At 67.2% G+C, this 16,632-nt stretch carries 11 protein-coding genes and 2 pseudogenes; 7 read left to right on the top strand and 6 right to left on the bottom strand.

All coding sequences use genetic code 11. From position 1 onward, the window contains the following. Positions 1 to 116 precede the first annotated feature (116 nt). The 4 genes from ACFVXE_RS11955 to ACFVXE_RS11940 all read left to right on the top strand — a co-directional run bounded on the left by ACFVXE_RS11955 (position 117) and on the right by ACFVXE_RS11940 (position 5,690). Positions 117 to 842, top strand: a complete 726-nt coding sequence (locus ACFVXE_RS11955) for a hypothetical protein (RefSeq protein WP_389670915.1) — start codon at positions 117 to 119, stop codon at positions 840 to 842. An 84-nt stretch (positions 843 to 926) separates the two neighbouring features. Continuing rightward, positions 927 to 1,232, top strand: a complete 306-nt coding sequence (locus tag ACFVXE_RS11950) for a hypothetical protein (RefSeq protein WP_389670914.1) — start codon at positions 927 to 929, stop codon at positions 1,230 to 1,232. A gap of 563 nt (positions 1,233 to 1,795) precedes the next feature. Beyond that, positions 1,796 to 3,535 (top strand): SpoIIE family protein phosphatase, encoded by a 1,740-nt coding sequence (locus ACFVXE_RS11945; RefSeq protein ID WP_389670913.1) that lies wholly within the window; start codon positions 1,796 to 1,798, stop codon positions 3,533 to 3,535. Positions 3,536 to 4,481: 946 nt separating this feature from the next. Continuing rightward, entirely contained in the window at positions 4,482 to 5,690 is a 1,209-nt protein-coding gene (locus tag ACFVXE_RS11940) for a phosphatidylserine/phosphatidylglycerophosphate/cardiolipin synthase family protein (RefSeq protein WP_389670912.1), read from the top strand. A 909-nt stretch (positions 5,691 to 6,599) separates the two neighbouring features. On the opposite strand, the gene ACFVXE_RS11935 is transcribed toward ACFVXE_RS11940, so the two are convergent. Continuing rightward, entirely contained in the window at positions 6,600 to 6,770 is a 171-nt protein-coding gene (locus ACFVXE_RS11935; protein ID WP_037952753.1) for a hypothetical protein, read from the bottom strand. Between the two features lie 138 nt (positions 6,771 to 6,908). On the opposite strand from ACFVXE_RS11935, the pseudogene ACFVXE_RS11930 reads away from it, so the two are divergent. Further along, positions 6,909 to 7,078, top strand: a pseudogene (locus ACFVXE_RS11930) (CsbD family protein); the annotation flags it as partial. Positions 7,079 to 7,348: 270 nt separating this feature from the next. On the opposite strand, the gene ACFVXE_RS11925 reads toward ACFVXE_RS11930, so the two are convergent. Next, positions 7,349 to 8,674, bottom strand: a complete 1,326-nt coding sequence (locus ACFVXE_RS11925) for a beta-1,3-glucanase family protein (protein ID WP_389670936.1) — start codon at positions 8,672 to 8,674, stop codon at positions 7,349 to 7,351. Positions 8,675 to 9,346: 672 nt separating this feature from the next. Between ACFVXE_RS11925 and ACFVXE_RS11920 the strand changes: the two are divergent. Next, positions 9,347 to 9,884 (top strand): annotated as a pseudogene (locus ACFVXE_RS11920) (class II fructose-bisphosphate aldolase); the annotation flags it as partial. A gap of 330 nt (positions 9,885 to 10,214) precedes the next feature. Further along, entirely contained in the window at positions 10,215 to 12,569 is a 2,355-nt protein-coding gene (locus ACFVXE_RS11915) for a chitobiase/beta-hexosaminidase C-terminal domain-containing protein (RefSeq protein ID WP_389670911.1), read from the top strand. A gap of 285 nt (positions 12,570 to 12,854) precedes the next feature. On the opposite strand, the gene ACFVXE_RS11910 is transcribed toward ACFVXE_RS11915, so the two are convergent. From ACFVXE_RS11910 to ACFVXE_RS11895, 4 genes are all read right to left on the bottom strand, one after another. After that, entirely contained in the window at positions 12,855 to 13,196 is a 342-nt protein-coding gene (locus ACFVXE_RS11910) for a hypothetical protein (protein WP_389670937.1), read from the bottom strand. 559 nt (positions 13,197 to 13,755) lie between these two features. After that, complete coding sequence (locus tag ACFVXE_RS11905) at positions 13,756 to 15,153, bottom strand: transposase (RefSeq protein ID WP_389670910.1); 1,398 nt, start codon at positions 15,151 to 15,153, stop codon at positions 13,756 to 13,758. Positions 15,154 to 15,168: 15 nt separating this feature from the next. After that, a complete protein-coding gene (locus ACFVXE_RS11900) occupies positions 15,169 to 15,708 on the bottom strand; it encodes a transposase domain-containing protein (protein WP_389670909.1) in 540 nt (179 codons plus the stop codon). A gap of 130 nt (positions 15,709 to 15,838) precedes the next feature. Continuing rightward, positions 15,839 to 16,588, bottom strand: coding sequence for an SDR family oxidoreductase (locus ACFVXE_RS11895; protein ID WP_389670908.1), 750 nt, complete (start codon positions 16,586 to 16,588; stop codon positions 15,839 to 15,841). Between the last annotated feature and the right edge of the window lie 44 nt (positions 16,589 to 16,632).

Here is a 16,632-nt window from a genome sequence, read left to right as displayed (position 1 = left end):
GGGGGACGGGGGGCGCCATTGCGCCTGTCGCGCTCGACTGCCACATAGAGGGGCGTTACAACGGGACCTCGGGCGAAAAACCGTGGCGCGTGCCCGCCCCCGACCGGATTGAGACCGTGACAGATTTCCTGCCCGCCGATGCGGCGCACGTGGTGCGGATCGTGCTGGTCGCCGACCCCGGAGTGGCGTCGGAGATCGCCCAGGAATTGGCCGACAAGCTGCCGCAGGATCTGAGGCGGCGGGTCCGCGCGGACGTCGACTGGCGGGTGACGGCGCGCACGGTGCCCCTGGTCGCGGACGAGCAACTGGACGTCTCCTCCGCGGCCGACGTCGTACGCCCCTTGCTCCCCGAGGGCGACTGGGAGGCCGGAGTCCTCCTCACCGATCTGCCTCGACGAGCCGGCCTGCGCCCGGTCAGCGTCGAGGTGAGCCCGGCGGACCGCATCGCGCTGGTGTCCCTGCCCGCGCTCGGCTCCTGGCGGATGCGACGGCGCGCCCGGCGCGTCGTCGCGGATGTCGTCGGCATGCTCACCCGGGAACGTGCCGATCTCGCTCCGTCCCTGGAAGAAGCCGGCCGGCTCGAAGCTTCGGGGGCCGGCGAGGATGGTCTGGAACGCTTCATCGTGCCCGGCCTGCGCGGACATCTGAGTCTCGTCACCGGTATGGTGCGAGCCAACCGGCCCTGGCGGCTCTTCGCCACCCTCTCCCGCGCACTGGCCGGTGTCTTCGCCACCGCCGCCTTCGGCCTGATCAACAACTCGACCTGGAAAATCTCTTCGGGCATGGACGTGGGGCGCCTGATCGGGGCTTCTGTGGTGTCCCTTCTCGCCCTCACGGCGTGAATCATCATCGATCACGAGCTCTGGGAACGCCCTCACGGTTCGCTCTCCCGCTCCTTCTCCCGCCTCTACAACACAATCACGTGCGTGACGATCACCTCCGGCGTGCTCTCCCTGTACGTGATCCTGTTCTTCACCCTCTTCGGCGTCTCCAAGCTCATCCTGACCCCGTCGGCCTTCGGCACGGTTATCGGGCAAGACGCAACGGTCCACGACTACGCCGTGCTCGCCTGGTTCGTCAGCTCGATGGGCATGGTCGGGGGTGCGTTCGGATCCGGACTCGAAGACGACGGCACCGTCCGCAACGCGGCGTACGGCGAGCGTCAGCGCCAGCGATGGCAGAAGCTGCGAGAGGAGAAGAAGGTGCGGGAAGAGCTGGAGAGCGAGACGTAGAGCGCCCCTGAGCCGAGCCCTGACCCATTGCAGCCGACGCAGGTCGTCACGCTGCTGCCCATTTGACGCCGAGTTCTTGGGTGTGCCGTTGTGGCGTCGGTCTTCGTGTTGCTGATTGCGATCTCTCGGTTTGGTGAGATTCAGTCGTCCGGGTCGCGGTTGTGGGATTTTGTTGCTGGTCAGTGGCTGGCAGCCGTGGCCTGCCTCTCCGAATGAACTCACCACGCCCACTCACGCGGCCGCTGCCCCCACGGGCGGCATCTGCGCGACCCACACCAACATCACGCTGACCAGCCCGACTTGCGTTCGGCCCGGGCAGTCAGGAATTCCGTCGCGTCGCCCGTTTTCCGGCTCATTGCTCCGCGTGCGTGCGCCGAGAGCGTCAAGATCAACAGTCCGTTCCTCCTCATCACTCGCGACCGGCATTCGGGACTTCAAGGACACCTTCTTCCTGAACCACCAGGATGTGCTCGAGCAGTCGCAGCAGGGAAGACGAGCCTTCCATGCATGCCAGAATCCGATTGGGGTACTCGACAGGACTCGGGCTTGAACAGAGGAGGGACATGGACGACGTCGCCGCTCCCGGCAGGGAAATTGTTCCCCTGCCCGGGCATCAGGCGCGCTCTGGCGTCCTGCTCGACGGAACGCTGGAAAATCTGCAGGCGTCCGCCATCGCGGTCGGTGACGATGGCCTCATCGTCGCGGTCAACAGCGCGGCCCAAAGCCTGCTGGGCAGGGAAGCCTCAGAACTCGTCGGTCAGGACTTCCACGACCTGCTGCACCGGGACAGATACGGGCACTCGGTGCCGCGCACGCGCTGCCGGATGAGGAAGGCGATCCTCACGGGGGACACCAGACATGGCGACGCCGAGTGGTTCGCCTGCGGGGACGGCACTCTCGTCCAGTTGTCCTGGCTGGTCACGCCCTACTCACTCGGTCCGGGCGGGACAGGTACGCTGGCGATGCTGTACGAGCCGAAGCCAGAGGACGTGCGCCACACCGACGGTGGGCACTCCGCGCCGCTGACGGAACTGGACCGCCTGTCCCTGCTGGCGGAGACGACCACGCAGCTCACATCCACCCTGGACGCGGACGAGGCGCTGCACCGACTGGCGGCCCTGACCGTGCCCCGACTCGCGGACTGGGCCGTGTTCGACCTGCTCACCGAACGTGACGAAGTACGACGCGTTCTCGTGATGGAGCACAAGGACGGCATTCTCGTCGAGCGGGACGACTTGCAGGGCCCGATGCCTCCCGTGCCGGCAGAGTCACCGATGCCCCTGTCACGGGCCCTGCGCGGCGCCGCCTCCTCCCTCGCCGGCCCCGCCACCTACCAAGGTCCGCCCGACTCCGGCATAGCGGTCGAGCAGCAGCGCCTGTTCACCGCGACAGGTATGCACTCCGCCGTCATCGCACCCATTCGCGGACTGCGGGACGTACTCGGCGCCCTGACCCTGGGCCGCGCCCAGCGTCGTGACGCCTTCACCCCTGCCGACCTGCCGCTGCTGGAGGACCTCACCCGCCGGGCGGGCCTGGCGCTGGACAACGCGCGCCTGTACCAGCGCCAGCGCAAAGTTGCCGAGACCATGCAACGCCACCTGCTGCCCCAGCTGCCCGTCCTGCCCGGGCTGGGGATGACCGCGCGCTACGTACCCGCTCCGGACGCCTCATCCGTGGGCGGTGACTGGTACGACGCCTTCGCTCTGGCCGCCCACGCCCACGCACTGGCCATTGGCGACATCGTCGGACACGATCTCGACGCCGCAGCCGGCATGGCTCAGGTCCGCAACATGCTGCGTGCCTTCGCCTGGTCCCACCCCGAGGCCGCACCCAGCGCCGTCGTCACACGGCTCGATGATGCCGTGATGCACATTGCCGAGGTACCCATGGCCACCATGATCCTCGCCAGGCTCACCCTCGGGAATGACACACTGTGGCGCCTACGCTGGACGAACGCCGGCCACCCGCCGCCCCTGCTCATCACCCACGACGGTCAGGCCCGCTACCTCGACGAGGCTCACGGCATGCTCCTCGGAACCGGAGTCACCAGACCTCGCCCCGATGCCGTCACCGTCCTGCCACCCCAGGCCACGCTCCTGCTCTACACCGACGGACTGGTCGAATCCCCGCACCACTCCATCGATCACGGGCTTGACCGGCTGCGCCGACACGCGGCCTCCCTCGCCCACCGCCCCCTCGACTCCTTCTGCGACTTGCTGCTGGATCAGGTCCGCCCCAACGACAACGATGACGACGTCGCCATGATCGCGCTGCGCACACCCCCTCCCGTAGGACCCGCCTGACCCGCGCGTGAGGCAGATCGAGTGGGCGGAACAGGAGACTGTCGAGGCTCCTGAGCCGGTGGGCTGAGGCTTCGAACGCCTCTCTCCGCCGCGCGAGAACTTCGCGCTGTGCGGGCCCCGCACCGCCCCGCACTGCCCCGCCGGTGAACGGGGCCAGAACGCGGTGTCCGCGTGCCGGTTCGCCGCGGAGGACGGGCACCGTGGGCATGTAGGTCGAGGGCGGCCAGGAGGAGCTGTTTGGTGAAGGCGTACGGCAGGTCCCTGCGGTGCTCGCGGGTATCGGCGTCATGGTGTCCAGCTCGGCTCCGGCGTATGGCCATCACCTTCGACGGCGGACTCGGCACAGCACGACATTCGCCTCAACCACCTTACGCACACCGATGACGGGACAGCCTTTTGGCCGGCAACGAGGGCCCGGGAGGAAGACCGTCCACACCGTGATCGCCCTGTCTGGACTCTCGGTCTGCGCGACCACGGGGGGCGGGAAGGGCGGTGCGTGTGGAGGACGAGCAGCGCCAGGGCGCCGGTCGCTGCGGACCAGGCGAGGGAGAGCAGGCCGTGGGACCAGGGGATGTGGGGGGTAAGGGCTGAGCTCAGCGCCAGCTGGTCCACGCCGTACAGGACCTGCCTGCCGCCGTAGCCCTTGCAGACTCCGTTGATCCGCAGCCGTGGCCGGTGTGACCGGTGGCGCGTCGTCGCTGCCTGCACATGATTTGCACTGATCACTCTTGCGGACGTCTGGAGCGTCAAACGAGCGTCGTGACGACACGACGATGATCGCCTGAGTGGCATCCTCAGCAGAGACTGTGCGGCTGGCGTCGCGGTGTCGGTGGGCTCGGTCCAGGCAGACTGCTGGAGTGCCGCGGCGCCGGCCGGGAATGTGGATGTTCGGGCTCGTCCAGCGGCCCGTGACGTTCTGTCTTCATGGTCCAGTGGGAGATTCGGCGTGATACTCGACGGCATACCGGCACCCCCTGCGCGCGACACCGCGCCTGACGCAGCGGCGCGCAAGCAGCGCCTACGCCGTCGCCTGGAGCGGCTGATCGGCGTGGCCGCCACCGAAGGCAATGACCTGGTGCCCCTGCGCAACGGTGATGAGATCTTCCCCGCGATGCTCGGGGCGATCCGTTCAGCTCGGCACACCGTCGACATGATGACGTTCGTGTACTGGCGGGGTCAGATCGCCCACGACTTCGCCGTCACTTTGGCCGACCGCGCCCGCGCGGGGGTGCGCGTGCGACTGCTGCTCGACGGCTTCGGATCCAAGGAGATCGAGCGGCGGCTGCTGGACCTCATGAGCGCCGCGGGCGTGCAGGTGGCCTGGTTCCGCAAACCCGTGTGGCTGTCACCGTTCAAACAGAACCACCGTTGCCACCGCAAGGCCCTCATCGTCGACGAACACACCGCCTTCACCGGCGGCGTCGGCATCGCGGAGGAATGGAGCGGCAATGCCCGCAACCCTGCCGAGTGGCGCGACACCCACGTCCAGGTGCGCGGCCCGGCCGTGGACGGCATCGCTGCCGCGTTCGCGCAGAACTGGGCCGAGTGTCACGACGAACTCTTCGATGACCGCGACCGTTTCACGGAACACCCGCAGGCCGGCTCGTCGGTGGTGCAGGTCGTGCGCGGCTCCGCAAGCATCGGCTGGCAGGACATGCAAACCCTTATCCGGGTCATGCTCACCTCCGCCGAGGAACGCTTCCGGCTGGCCACCGCCTACTTCGCCCCTGACACCTACTTCATCGACCTGCTGTGCCAGACCGCACGTCGCGGCGTGCATGTCGAGATCCTGCTGCCCGGCCCCCACACCGACCAGCGCGCCTGCCAGCTCGCCGGTCAACACCACTACACGCGTCTGCTGCAGGCCGGCGTGCACATCCGCCAGTACCAGCCGACCATGATGCACGCCAAGATCATCACCGTGGACTCGGTCGCCTCCCTCATCGGATCCACCAATTTCAACCGCCGGTCCATGGACCACGACGAAGAAGTGATGCTCGCCGTCCTGGACGAGGAGTTCACTGCCTCCCTCGACCGCGACTACGAGGCGGACCTGCGCCACAGCGTGGGCATCGAGCTCACTCGATGGAGACGACGGGCAGTGCTGCAACGCGCCAAGGAAGCCGCCGTCACCCCGATCCGGCGCTTCCTGTGAGCCGACCGGCGCCCTGGCACAATGGCGAACCGCAGGCGCCGCGCGAGCCAGCCGGCGCCGCGCGCGTGAAGCGAAGGCACGCCGTACCCGCGGCCCCACAGACCGAACGTCCTCCCGGCGGCGCACGAAAGCCACCCACCGGGGCGGTTCCAGGGCCGGTCGGCGGGGCCGGTCGGCCACAGGTAGGCGCCCCCTGGCGACCCTGCCGCAGAACGAGACGTAGCGCACTGCGAGTTGCCGCATCTGGCCGCTGAGAACCGGAAACGGCTTCGGTCACCGGTGGACACGCTGCCGCGACGGCCCGCCGCATGGTCGTCCGCGACCTTGTTCACCGCGGCCTGTCAGGTCAAGCCGGCCCGCACAAGCGGCGTTGAGGACGGGGCGCGTACAAGAAGCCGGCCTCGTGGTACAGGAGTCCGGGAGGAGAAGGCCCCGCCCCTGCCCGGCTCTGAGCCGCTCTCCGCATCCAGGTATAGAAGCACTGTTACGACTCCCCAGGGTCAGGCTTCGAACGGAAGCCGACGCTGAAAGGCAACGGGAGGTCCGTACGGGCGTGGTCGGGGCTGCGACGGATCAGCTCGGCCGTGGTCGCTTCCTACCAGGCCACGTCGGTAGCCGCGTCCCGGTCGCCGGCCACCGCGTCCGGGAGTCGCCCCACGGCACCTCCGCAGCCCGGCTAGGCTCACGGCCGCCGGTAAGGCCGGGGCGGGGACACGGCAGGAGGTCGCGCGGGTTCCATCGCGCGTGCCTGTCCCGCCCCCGACTACAACACGCCTACTCTGCTGCCGTTTGGGACGCCTATGGACTGTATGGCCTCTTACGCACCAGGTCGCCTCACGTCCGGCATGCGCACGGGGTCCGGCCGTCATATCGGCCGGACCCCGTGATGAAGGCGCGCTGCGGGTCAGATCACCATCGGTACCAACGACCTCGGCCACCACCGGCAGTGGTGGAGCGCATGACGAAGCCGAGAAGCCACAGCACCAGGACGGCGACGGCGACCCACCAGAGGATCTTGATGGCGAAGCCGGCACCAAAGAGGAGCAGTGCAAGAAGCAGAACAAGCAGCAGGGGAACCATGTTTATCAACCTCCTGCACGCCCGTCTGCCCTGCAATTCCATCGCCATTCACCGAATACGCTTTGTTTGTGAAAGGAACGCCGGGGCACAAGCGGTTACCGCGACAGCGGCACACGAGCTATCAGGAGGTACTCTTCCATGACCGTCGGCGAGAAGGCCAAGGCAAAGAGCGAGCAGGCCGAGGGCAAGGCCAAGGAAGCCGTGGGAAGCGCCATCGGAAACGACCGTATGGCTGCTGAGGGGCAGGTGAGAAGAGCACGGGTGATGCCCGCGAGGCCAAGGAAAAGGCGAAGGACGCGTTCAAGCACAAACCTGCATTCTCCACCGAAAATTCGAAAGGGGCCTGCCCGACGTGACTCCGGGCAGGCCCCTTTCGACGGACCGCCGAGGGCCGAACACGCAGGCACTGAGTCTCGCCTCAACTGCTCAATCAGCGACGTGGCGATATGTCACCCGCTACACATTGAAGCGGAATCCGTGGCGCAGAGCTCCCACCTGCGGAAACACGGGTTTCGCAGGGGTTATCCCAGCACCATCCAAGCACGGGAGACTCAATCCAGCATCGTGCATCCCAAAGGTCAGAAGCCGACAGCCACGGACAGCCACTGAGGGCTGGCATGTGAGATGAAGGAGGACTGGCCCGCCACGTCGTCGTACGGGAAGCCGTAGGCGAGGTTGTTGATGCCGTTGTCGTGCCAGAACTTGGCGTAGTAATTGGCGGGGGCGGACTGGTAGAAGCGGCTCGGGTCCGACTGGCCCGAGGACGGCAGCGTGGCGACGTGCCGGTTGAGCGCCGCGCACATGTTGGGGTTGCCGGCCATGCTCCCGGCGCAGCCGAAGATGTACTGGGTGGTCTCGTTGACTCCGACCGACTGGGCGTACGAGGTGAAGTAGTTCGCGTTCACGCCGCCCGGCCGGAAGCTCGCGTCACTGCCCGGAGCGATGATCCGGTACGGGGCCTGACTCTGCGCCAGAATCTTGAACTCCTGCGGGACGGCGTTGATGAAGTCCTGGAAGACCTGGGTGCGGGACTTGCTGAAGAAAGCCTGGGTCTCCCCGACCTGGACGTCGTAACCGTCCGTGGAGTGCAGACGCATCGCAAGAGGCAGACCGTAGGCGTCCACGCGGGTGGTGTTGCCGTTGAACACACCTCCGCCGACGGTGAATTCGATGAAGTCGTAGTACTGGCTGGTCGGTGAACCGACGTAGAAGTACATCCGGCCGGCCGAGTTGGCGGGCATGTCCAGGTAGGGCTGCTCCGCGATGGAGTGCGTCTGACCGTTGAAGCTCCAGTACACCTGACTGTCCGGGTAGGCACCGTTGGTCCGGTTGAGGATCGCGACCTCCACGGCGTTCTTGGCCGGCGGGATCTTGCTGGTGTCACCCCAGAAGCCGCCAGTGGGCGGCGGGGTGGTGCCACCGGTGCCGTAGACCTGGAATTCCCAGAGCGAGAAGCCGTACGGGGTGGCCCGGGCGGTGCCGTACAGCCGGACGTACCGGCCGGAGCCGGTTACGTTGAGCGTCTGGACTCCGCCGGGGCCGGCAGCGGTGGAGTAGACCGAGGTCCAGCTGGTGCCATCGGCGGAGGTCTCGATCCGGAACGCGGTCCCGTACGCGGCCTCCCAGTTCAGCACCACGCGGCTGATCTGAGCCGTGGCGCCGAGGTCGACCTGAAGCCACTGCGGATCACTGAACGCGCTGGACCATCTGGTGGTCGTGGAGCCGTCCACGGCCGCCGAGGCGGGAGTTCCCGCCGCCTCGACCGAGGAGGCGGTGGCCGGTTTGCCCTGCGACAGCAGTGCGTCGGCAGCATGGGCGGAGGGCTGATCGACCACGAGAACGAGGGCCGCCAGCAAGGCGACCAGGAGCGCGAGAACGGGGAGGGGTTTGTGCCGGTACCGCATGGGCCGTAGGTGCGCCGGCGCGAGGGGCTTGCTCGGCATGATGTCTCCTGAACAGGGTGGGGAACCTGCGGACGTTGACGTGCCTGGCATGCCTCGCTCAGCGCCGGATTCCTCCAGAGAGCGCTCTCACGAGGGTGCTTGGTATATACCTCCGCTGTTCCGGGCATGTCAATGAAGAACGCCATTCGCGCAGGAACCGCCGCGGGCCGGGACACCGGCGCAGCCTGCGGGCTGCTGTTCCACGTCATGGTCGGGCTCGCCGACGCGAGCGGCACGGAAGCCGACGCCTATGAACGGGGCTTCGCCGGCTCAGAGCCCGGGCCATCCAAAAACGCCGCTGCCCGGCCCCTGACGGGAACTACGCACCGTCGGGTGACTGCCGGGTCGGCCACGGGCCATGCACGAGTGGGGCTCCGCGACACCGCTGCACGCATGTGGCGCCCCACCCCACGACGCAAAGACCCGGAGACATCCCGCGTCGACACCGTGCACGAGCGCGCCGGCGGCAAGGGCATCAACGTCGCCCGGGGTGCTCTCCGCCCTGGGCCGGCCCGCGGTCGTGACCGACTTCTCCGGCGGCCCCGGCCATCGGCTGTCGCGATGAACTGCGAGCGACTGGCATGCCGACGAACTGGTTGCGGTCGCGGGCGAATCACGGCGCACCCACACTCCATGCCCCTCGCAGCAACCCATGAGGTCGCCGACGACGCGGCCGGAAGGACCGTGGGCGTAGGAGCGTTCAACGTCATCCCGTGGGAGCACGCGCAGGCCATCGTCACCGGCGCGGAGGCGGCCGGGCGTCGATGATCCTGCAGATCAACGAGAACACCACCCACTGCCACGGCTCCCCCGCACCGATCGCCCTCGCCTCACCGGCCATCGCGCAGGCTGCGAGCGTCCCGGCGGCCGTCCATCTCGACCACGCGGAATCGGTCGGTCTCTCGCACACGGCGGTGGAACTCGGTTCCACCTCGGTCATGTTCGACGCATCCGGGCTCCCCTATGCAAAAATTGTCGCCGCCACCCGGAAAATCACGGCGCATTGCCGCAGCCGGAGGTTATGAGTCGAGGCCGAGGCCGGCGATCGGGGGCAAGAACGGTGCCCACACCCCGGGAGCCCCGCGCCGATCCGGATGAGGCGCGTGATCCTGTCGCCGCCCTCCCTCTCGTCCTGCACGGCTCCTCCGGAGTCGGCGATGTGGACCTCATCCGGTGAGCCAGAGGCCAGGTTCAACAATTCGTGAACCAACCACTCGTGCGGTCGAACATGGGCGCGACTTGGCGCAGGTGGCACAGTCGGCCCAGTTTGCGTTCAAGAGTTGAAGCATGCGCATCGTCTTGACGGCTCGCCGTTGCCACTCAACACTGCCTTAACAGATCCAATGCCTCGCTGATCCGCAGATTGAGAGCGTTTTCAATAGGCTGATTCAAAGGTCTGTAGAGCTGGGAAGACGATCAAATCGCAGTTTCGAGACCGTCTTCACCCTTCCGCGCTGACCCGGTGTTCACTTCACGAAACCAGGCGAAAGGACTCCCGCCCATGCGCACGACCATCCTTCCCGGCCGCATGAGACCCCCGCCACGTCCGAACCAACGCATCATCGCCTTATTGAGTGCACTCGTACTCGCGCTCGTCGGACTGCTCGGCCTCAACCAGACCGCCGCTCCCGCCTCGGCAGCCGCCCCCGACTACACCCAGAGCGTCACGCAACTGAGCGCGACGCAGGCGCAGATATCGTTCACACCGACCACAGCTGCGATCTACGTCGATGTGCACTACCTCGTCAACAGCGCCGACCAACAGAACGTCCGCATGACCAACAACGCGGGCACTTGGACACAGACCGTCGGCTCGCTCACCAACGGCACTGTCCTGGAGTACTGGTTCACCTACGAGAAGAGCGGGCCGCAGTACGACACGCCCCACTACACGTACACCCAGGGCAGTAGCGGCACCGGCACTGTCGCCACACCGACCTTCACTCCGGCGGCGGGCACCTACACATCGGCCCAGAGCGTGACGCTCGCCGACACGACCGCGGGCGCGACCATCCGCTACACCCGTGACGGCTCCACCCCCTCCGCCACGTCCACCCTTTACAGCGCACCGATCAGCGTCACGGCCACCACCACCGTCAAGGCCATCGCCATCAAATCCGGCCTCACCGACTCCGCCGTCGCCAGCGCGACCTACACGATCGGCACATCGGCCGGCTGCCCCACCCAGTCGGACATACCGAACTTCGGCCCGAACGTTCACATCTACGACCCGACCATGTCCAGTGCCACCATCCAGGCCCAACTCGACGCACAGTTCGCCCAGATGAAGGACACCACCACCGCGCAGTTCAGCGAGAACCGGGTGGCACAGCTCTTCAAGCCGGGTACGTACGCCGTCGACGACAACGTCGGCTTCTACACCTCGGTGGCCGGTCTCGGGCAGAACCCGGACGACGTGACGATCAACGGACACGTCACCGTGGACGCCTTCAACGCCTCCGACGCGGGCAACGCGACGCAGAACTTCTGGCGCTCGGCCGAGAACCTGGCCATCAACCCGGTCGGTGGGAACCGTTGGGCCGTGGCCCAGGCCGCCCCGTTCCGCCGGATCGACGTTCACGGCGATCTGCAGCTCTACCCGGCCAGCTACGGCTGGGCCAGTGGCGGCTACGTCGCCGACACCAAGGTCAGCGGCCAGGCGGCGTCCATCTCGCAGCAGCAGTGGTACACCCGGGACAGCAACCTGGGCAGCTGGGCCGGCGGCGTGTGGAACATGGTCTTCTCCGGCACCACCGGTGCTCCCGCGAACACCTTCCCCAACCCGCCCGAGACCACCCTGGCCACCACCCCCGTCTCCCGCGACGTGCCGTACCTGTATGTCGACGGCGCCGGAAAATACCGTGTGTTCCTTCCGTCGCTGCGGACCAACGCCTCCGGCGCGAGCTGGGCGAACGGCAGCACTCCCGGCACTTCGCAGCCGATGAGCCAGTTCTACGTGGTCAAGGCCGGCGACACCGCCGCGACCATCAACAACGCGCTCTCCCAGGGCTGCAACCTGTTCGTCACCCCGGGCGTCTACCACCTGAACCAGACGCTGAACATCACCCGGGCCAACACCGTCGTCCTCGGCATCGGCTACCCGACCTTCGTCCCGGACAACGGCGTCAACGCGATCCAGGTCGCCGACGTGGACGGAGTCCGTCTCAAGGGCCTGCTGATCGACGCCGGCACCACCAACTCGGCGGCGCTGCTGACCGTCGGCCCGGCCGGATCGTCCGCCACCCACGCGGGCAACCCGACGACCATCCAGGACGTGTTCTTCCGGATCGGCGGCCAGATCGCCGGCAAGGCGACGACCAGCCTGATCGTCAACAGCAACAACACGATCATCGACCATATCTGGGCCTGGCGAGCCGACCACGGCAACGCGGGCACCGTCGGCTGGACGACCAACACGGCGGACACCGGCATGATCGTCAACGGCAGCAGCGTCCTGGCGACCGGTCTCTTCGTCGAGCACTACCAGAAGCACGAGGTCGTCTGGAACGGTCAGAACGGCAAGACGATCTTCTTTCAGAACGAGATGCCGTACGACGTGCCCAACCAGGGCGCGTGGATGAGCGCGGCAGGGGTCAACGGGTACGCCGCCTACAAGGTGGGCGCGGGCGTCACCACCCACGAGGCGTGGGGGCTCGGCAGCTACTGCTACTTCAACGTCAATCCGGCGGTGAACAGCTACCACGCCTTCGAGGTGCCCAATACCCCGGGCGTGAAGTTCCACGACGCTCTGACCGTCTCACTCGGCGGTATGGGCACCATCACCCACGTCATCAACGACACGGGGGCGGTCACCGCCTCGAACACCACTCCCAGCAATGTGGTCGCCTACCCATGAGGCAATGACCTGACGTCGTGAAAGTCGGTCCGGGGCTCCTCGCGGTTGCGAGGGGCCCCGAGGTCAACAATCCCACCCATTTTCCCGTTACGGCCACGTACTCATACTCTCGGGTGGAATTGGCATCGCAGGGGAAGTGACCAGGCAGAGCCGGACTCAGATCGGCCAGCTCGACCTGGCATTCGCCCTTCGACCGCCATCGGCCTGGAACGCGAGGCGAAACAGAGCCGGAGACTTGTGGCTCTGCCTGCCAGTCGAGAATGGCGGGGAGCCATAAGCGTCTCCTCACCTCAAGACGGCGGCGGTCACACCCCAGTAGACGCCATCACTCATGCCGAAGGCTCCCTGCCGCCCTTCGACGCCCTCTTGGTGGCGCTTGCGGACACAGGCGAACAGATCGCAGCTCTTGCGTCGCGTGATTCCGAGCGCCGTTCGGTCCTCGGGATTGGGCCGATAAGGCGGCCACTGGCCGCACCATACCGCTCGGCAACAGAGTCCGGAACTGATGGCCAAAGGCTCATACGACACGTCGCCGGTCCATAGCGCCAGTGCCCAATCGCCCTGCCGGTCCGTCATGATGGTGCCGTTCCCGGTGCCTTGGTACTCCAGCAGCACATCGCCATTCATGCTGGTCAGGGAGGTGATTTTGAGTGTAGTGGGGTGGCGTTCGGCCGGGTGCGGGATCGGTGGATCCGTGTGGTGTTTGGGTTCGGCTCCGGTAGTGACAGAGGCGGGCGACGGCTTGGTGATGGCGTCGCCAGTGCGACCATCTCAGCGCGTGAACAGCCCACTGCTGATGGGGTGTTGGGTGGGGGATGGCAAGTTGCCAACAGCTTCCGGACTTCTGCCACGGTGAGGGGCGCGAGGATGCAGTGATCGTTTCTTCGGCCCCCCTTTCGATGGCCCCGGCGGCCATCGCGGCGAGGAAGGCGTGGGCGAGCATGAAGAGGGTGATGTGGCGGTACGAGCCCGGGTAGCGGCGGACTTCGTACTCGTCCAGAAGGCGCAACGTCTGCCGCGCTCCTCGCCGGGCGCCTCCAGGCAGACGCTGCCATCGCGGTGGTGCAGACCCAGAGCTTCCTTGACCGGGATCAGCAACGGCACATTGCACTCGGCAGCGCGTGCCTGGAGTTCCTGAGTGTCTCCGCCTCGCCGCAACTGCGCAGCGTGACGGAGTGGCGGCATTTCAGCGCGCCCCCGCACGCGGGGAACCCCCGCGGACACCAGCCAGCGGGGGTGTTTCTCTCACACAGCCCCTATGGCGGGGGTCTGGCTGCAACTGTTTGACCAGGTGGAAGACCTCCCGGGCCGCGTAGCGCTTGAGGCATCGGACGATTTCGCGTCGGGTCTTGCCCTCCTTGATTCGGCGCTCGTAGTAAAGCTGGGTACGCGGGTCGACCCGTAGGCGGGTGAACACGATGCGATGGAGCGCGGCGTTGGCCTGCCGGTCGCCGCCGCGGTTGAGACGACGGTCCTGCCGACGCCCCGAGGAACGCTCGACAGGACTGACCCCACACAAAGCGGCGAACGAAGCCTCGCTGTCCAGCCGTTCCGGGTTGTCCCCCACTGTGATCAACAGAGTGACCGCCGTGTCCGGACCGATCCCCACCACATCGAGCAGCTGCGGGGCATGGGATTCCACGAGCCGGGCCAGGCGGGCATCCACATCCCGGATCTGCTCAGAGAGCTGGCCAACCCGGGATGCCAGGAGTCCCAGCGTGATCCGATTGGTGGGCCCGGGGGTGGTATCGGTGCGCTCGTGCAGGGTGATCTCGATGCGTTCGATGGCAGTGGGCGTGGTGGGGCGGGCCTGGCCGTGCCAGGAGTGGTAGCGCGAGATCGGGGATTTGACCTTGCGGGTGCTGATGCGGGGACGGCGGGCGGGCAGCAGGTTGGTGCGTACGGCGGCGTCGATGGCGCCCGGGCCGGTGTCGGTGACGCCCTCGGCGAGGGTGACCTGGGTGCGGGCCGTTGCGAGGGCGTGGGTGAAGGAGGCGCGGTCGGGGTCGGCTCCGGCGGCGTGGGCGGCGTCGGTCATGGCCATCCGCAGCAGTTGGTAGACGGTGAGGGCGGCCCACAGCTCCTGTTCGGTGCCGAAGCGGTTGCCCGAGCGCAGGACGCGGCCTGTCATGAGCGTCGAGCGGAGCGCGAAATAGCCGGATTCGATCTCCCATCGTTCCGCGTAGAGCCTGGTCAGGCGCTCGGCGGGGTCGGTCGCGGGGTCGAGGAGGGTGGTGGCCAGGCGGTAGCGGCCGCTCACGGTGGTGCCGTCTGCCAGGCGCACGGCGAGGTCGGCCTCGATGATGCGGACGGTGAGCCGGCCCAGGCGGGCGAGATAGGCGCCATCCGTCAGGATGCGCAGGAGGGCGGGACGGCGGGTGGACTTGAGCCTGACCAGGAACTGGGCGCCGGTCGCAGCCAGGTCGGCGAGGAAGGCATTGGCGTCGAAGCCGCGGTCAATGAGCACCAGGCGCCGCTTGTCCAGCAGGGGCAGCGGACGGGTGGCGTAGGCGGTCTCGCCCGCGGTGGTGGGGCCGAAGCAGGCTCCGAACAGGCCGCGGGTGCCGGTCTCCATGAGCGTCATCAGCATGATGGTGGGTTAGCCGGCCCAGGCCAGGCGGTAGCGGACCTTCCCCAACCAGGTTCGGGCGCGGTCGCTGTCGGGTGTCTTGATCGAGGAGCAGCCGTCGAAGGCGACCGTGCGCCAGCGTCGGTAGGACACGCCGGGCGTGGCCGGCGGGGCGAGGGGGACCGCCAGGGTCTGGAACAGGACCTTGAACGGGGCCGGGGACAGGCGACGACGCAGGTGCCGCAGGGCTGTCTCCGAGACTCTCGGTGGCTTCGTGGGGTCCAGGGAGGCGGTGAGCTGGCGCCAGACGGCGGCGTAGGAGAGTTCGGGGAACAGCACGAGCGCGAAGACGTGCAGTGCCCGCAGCCGCCGCTGGACGCGGCCGGTCTCCTCCAGCACGGAGTCGACCAACTCAAACGGGACGTACGGTGTCAATTCACCGATGCGCCCAGGGGCGAACAGTCCGAAGGCGACCGTGAGGGAACGCGTGATCGTTGTGATGGCAGACTGGAGGCGCAACGGGATCCCGTCAGTGGGCAGGCTTGATCTTGGCGGATCGCCATCGTCCACGAGGGGCCCCGTCGCTCTTTCACTGCCCCCACCTGCGAAGAAACCCGTCTCACCGCCTCCGATGATCAGCCAACTTCGCGGCCTTGGGACATGCTCCAGGGCAAGAAGCTCCGCGGACGCGCTCTCCTGATCAGTCCCGCCCCCACGGGGACGCTCCGGCTGCCCAGGCGCGGCGCAGGTCCGGGTAAAGCTCTTCCTGGTCCACCGGCAGGGTGGACTTCACGTGTCGAGTCCACTCGTCCGTGATCACCTCTGTCACGTTGTTCTCGACGGCGTCGAGCGCCTGCGCGACAACGTCCTCGGGGGCGATCTTCGCTTCGGACACGTCAGCGGCCATTTCCGTGTCGATGAACCCCGCGTGCACGCCGACCACGTGCGTGCCCTGACCGTGTAGTTCCACCCGGGCCGCGTTGGTCAGCGCCCATTCGGCGGACTTCGACGCGCAGTAGGAGGCGTTGAACGGCACCGTGTACCAACTGACCACCGACAGCATGTTGACCAGTGCACCGCCGCCGTTGCGGGCCAGCACCGGTGCGAAAGCCCGGCACATCTCGAGGGTGCCGAAGTAGTTGACTTCCATCTCGGTACGGGCGGCCCCGGTATCCGGTGCGGTGATCAGCGGACCCAACAGCATCGCGCCTGCGTTGTTGACCAGCAGGTCGACATCGCCACACCGTTGCGCGACTGCCGTGACCGCAGCTCGGTCGGTGATGTCGAGATCGATCGGCTTGACCCGAGGATCGGTGACCGAAACCATGCTCGCGTCCCGCGCGGCCGCGTACACGGTTGCCGCGCCGCGAGCGAGCAAGGCCTGGGTGAAACTGGCACCGAGACCACGATTGGCACCCGTGACGAGAGCGACTGCTCCTGAGATCCACATGACATCAAAGGTGCGCCATCAACTCAAACAGCCACCCCGACACT

Origin of the sequence: Streptomyces sp. NPDC058231 (genome assembly GCF_042882275.1) — a bacterium.
Taxonomy (GTDB): Bacteria; Actinomycetota; Actinomycetes; order Streptomycetales; family Streptomycetaceae; genus Streptomyces.
The sequence above is the reverse complement of the archived record's forward strand: the minus strand, read 5'-3'. Positions and strand labels throughout refer to the sequence as shown.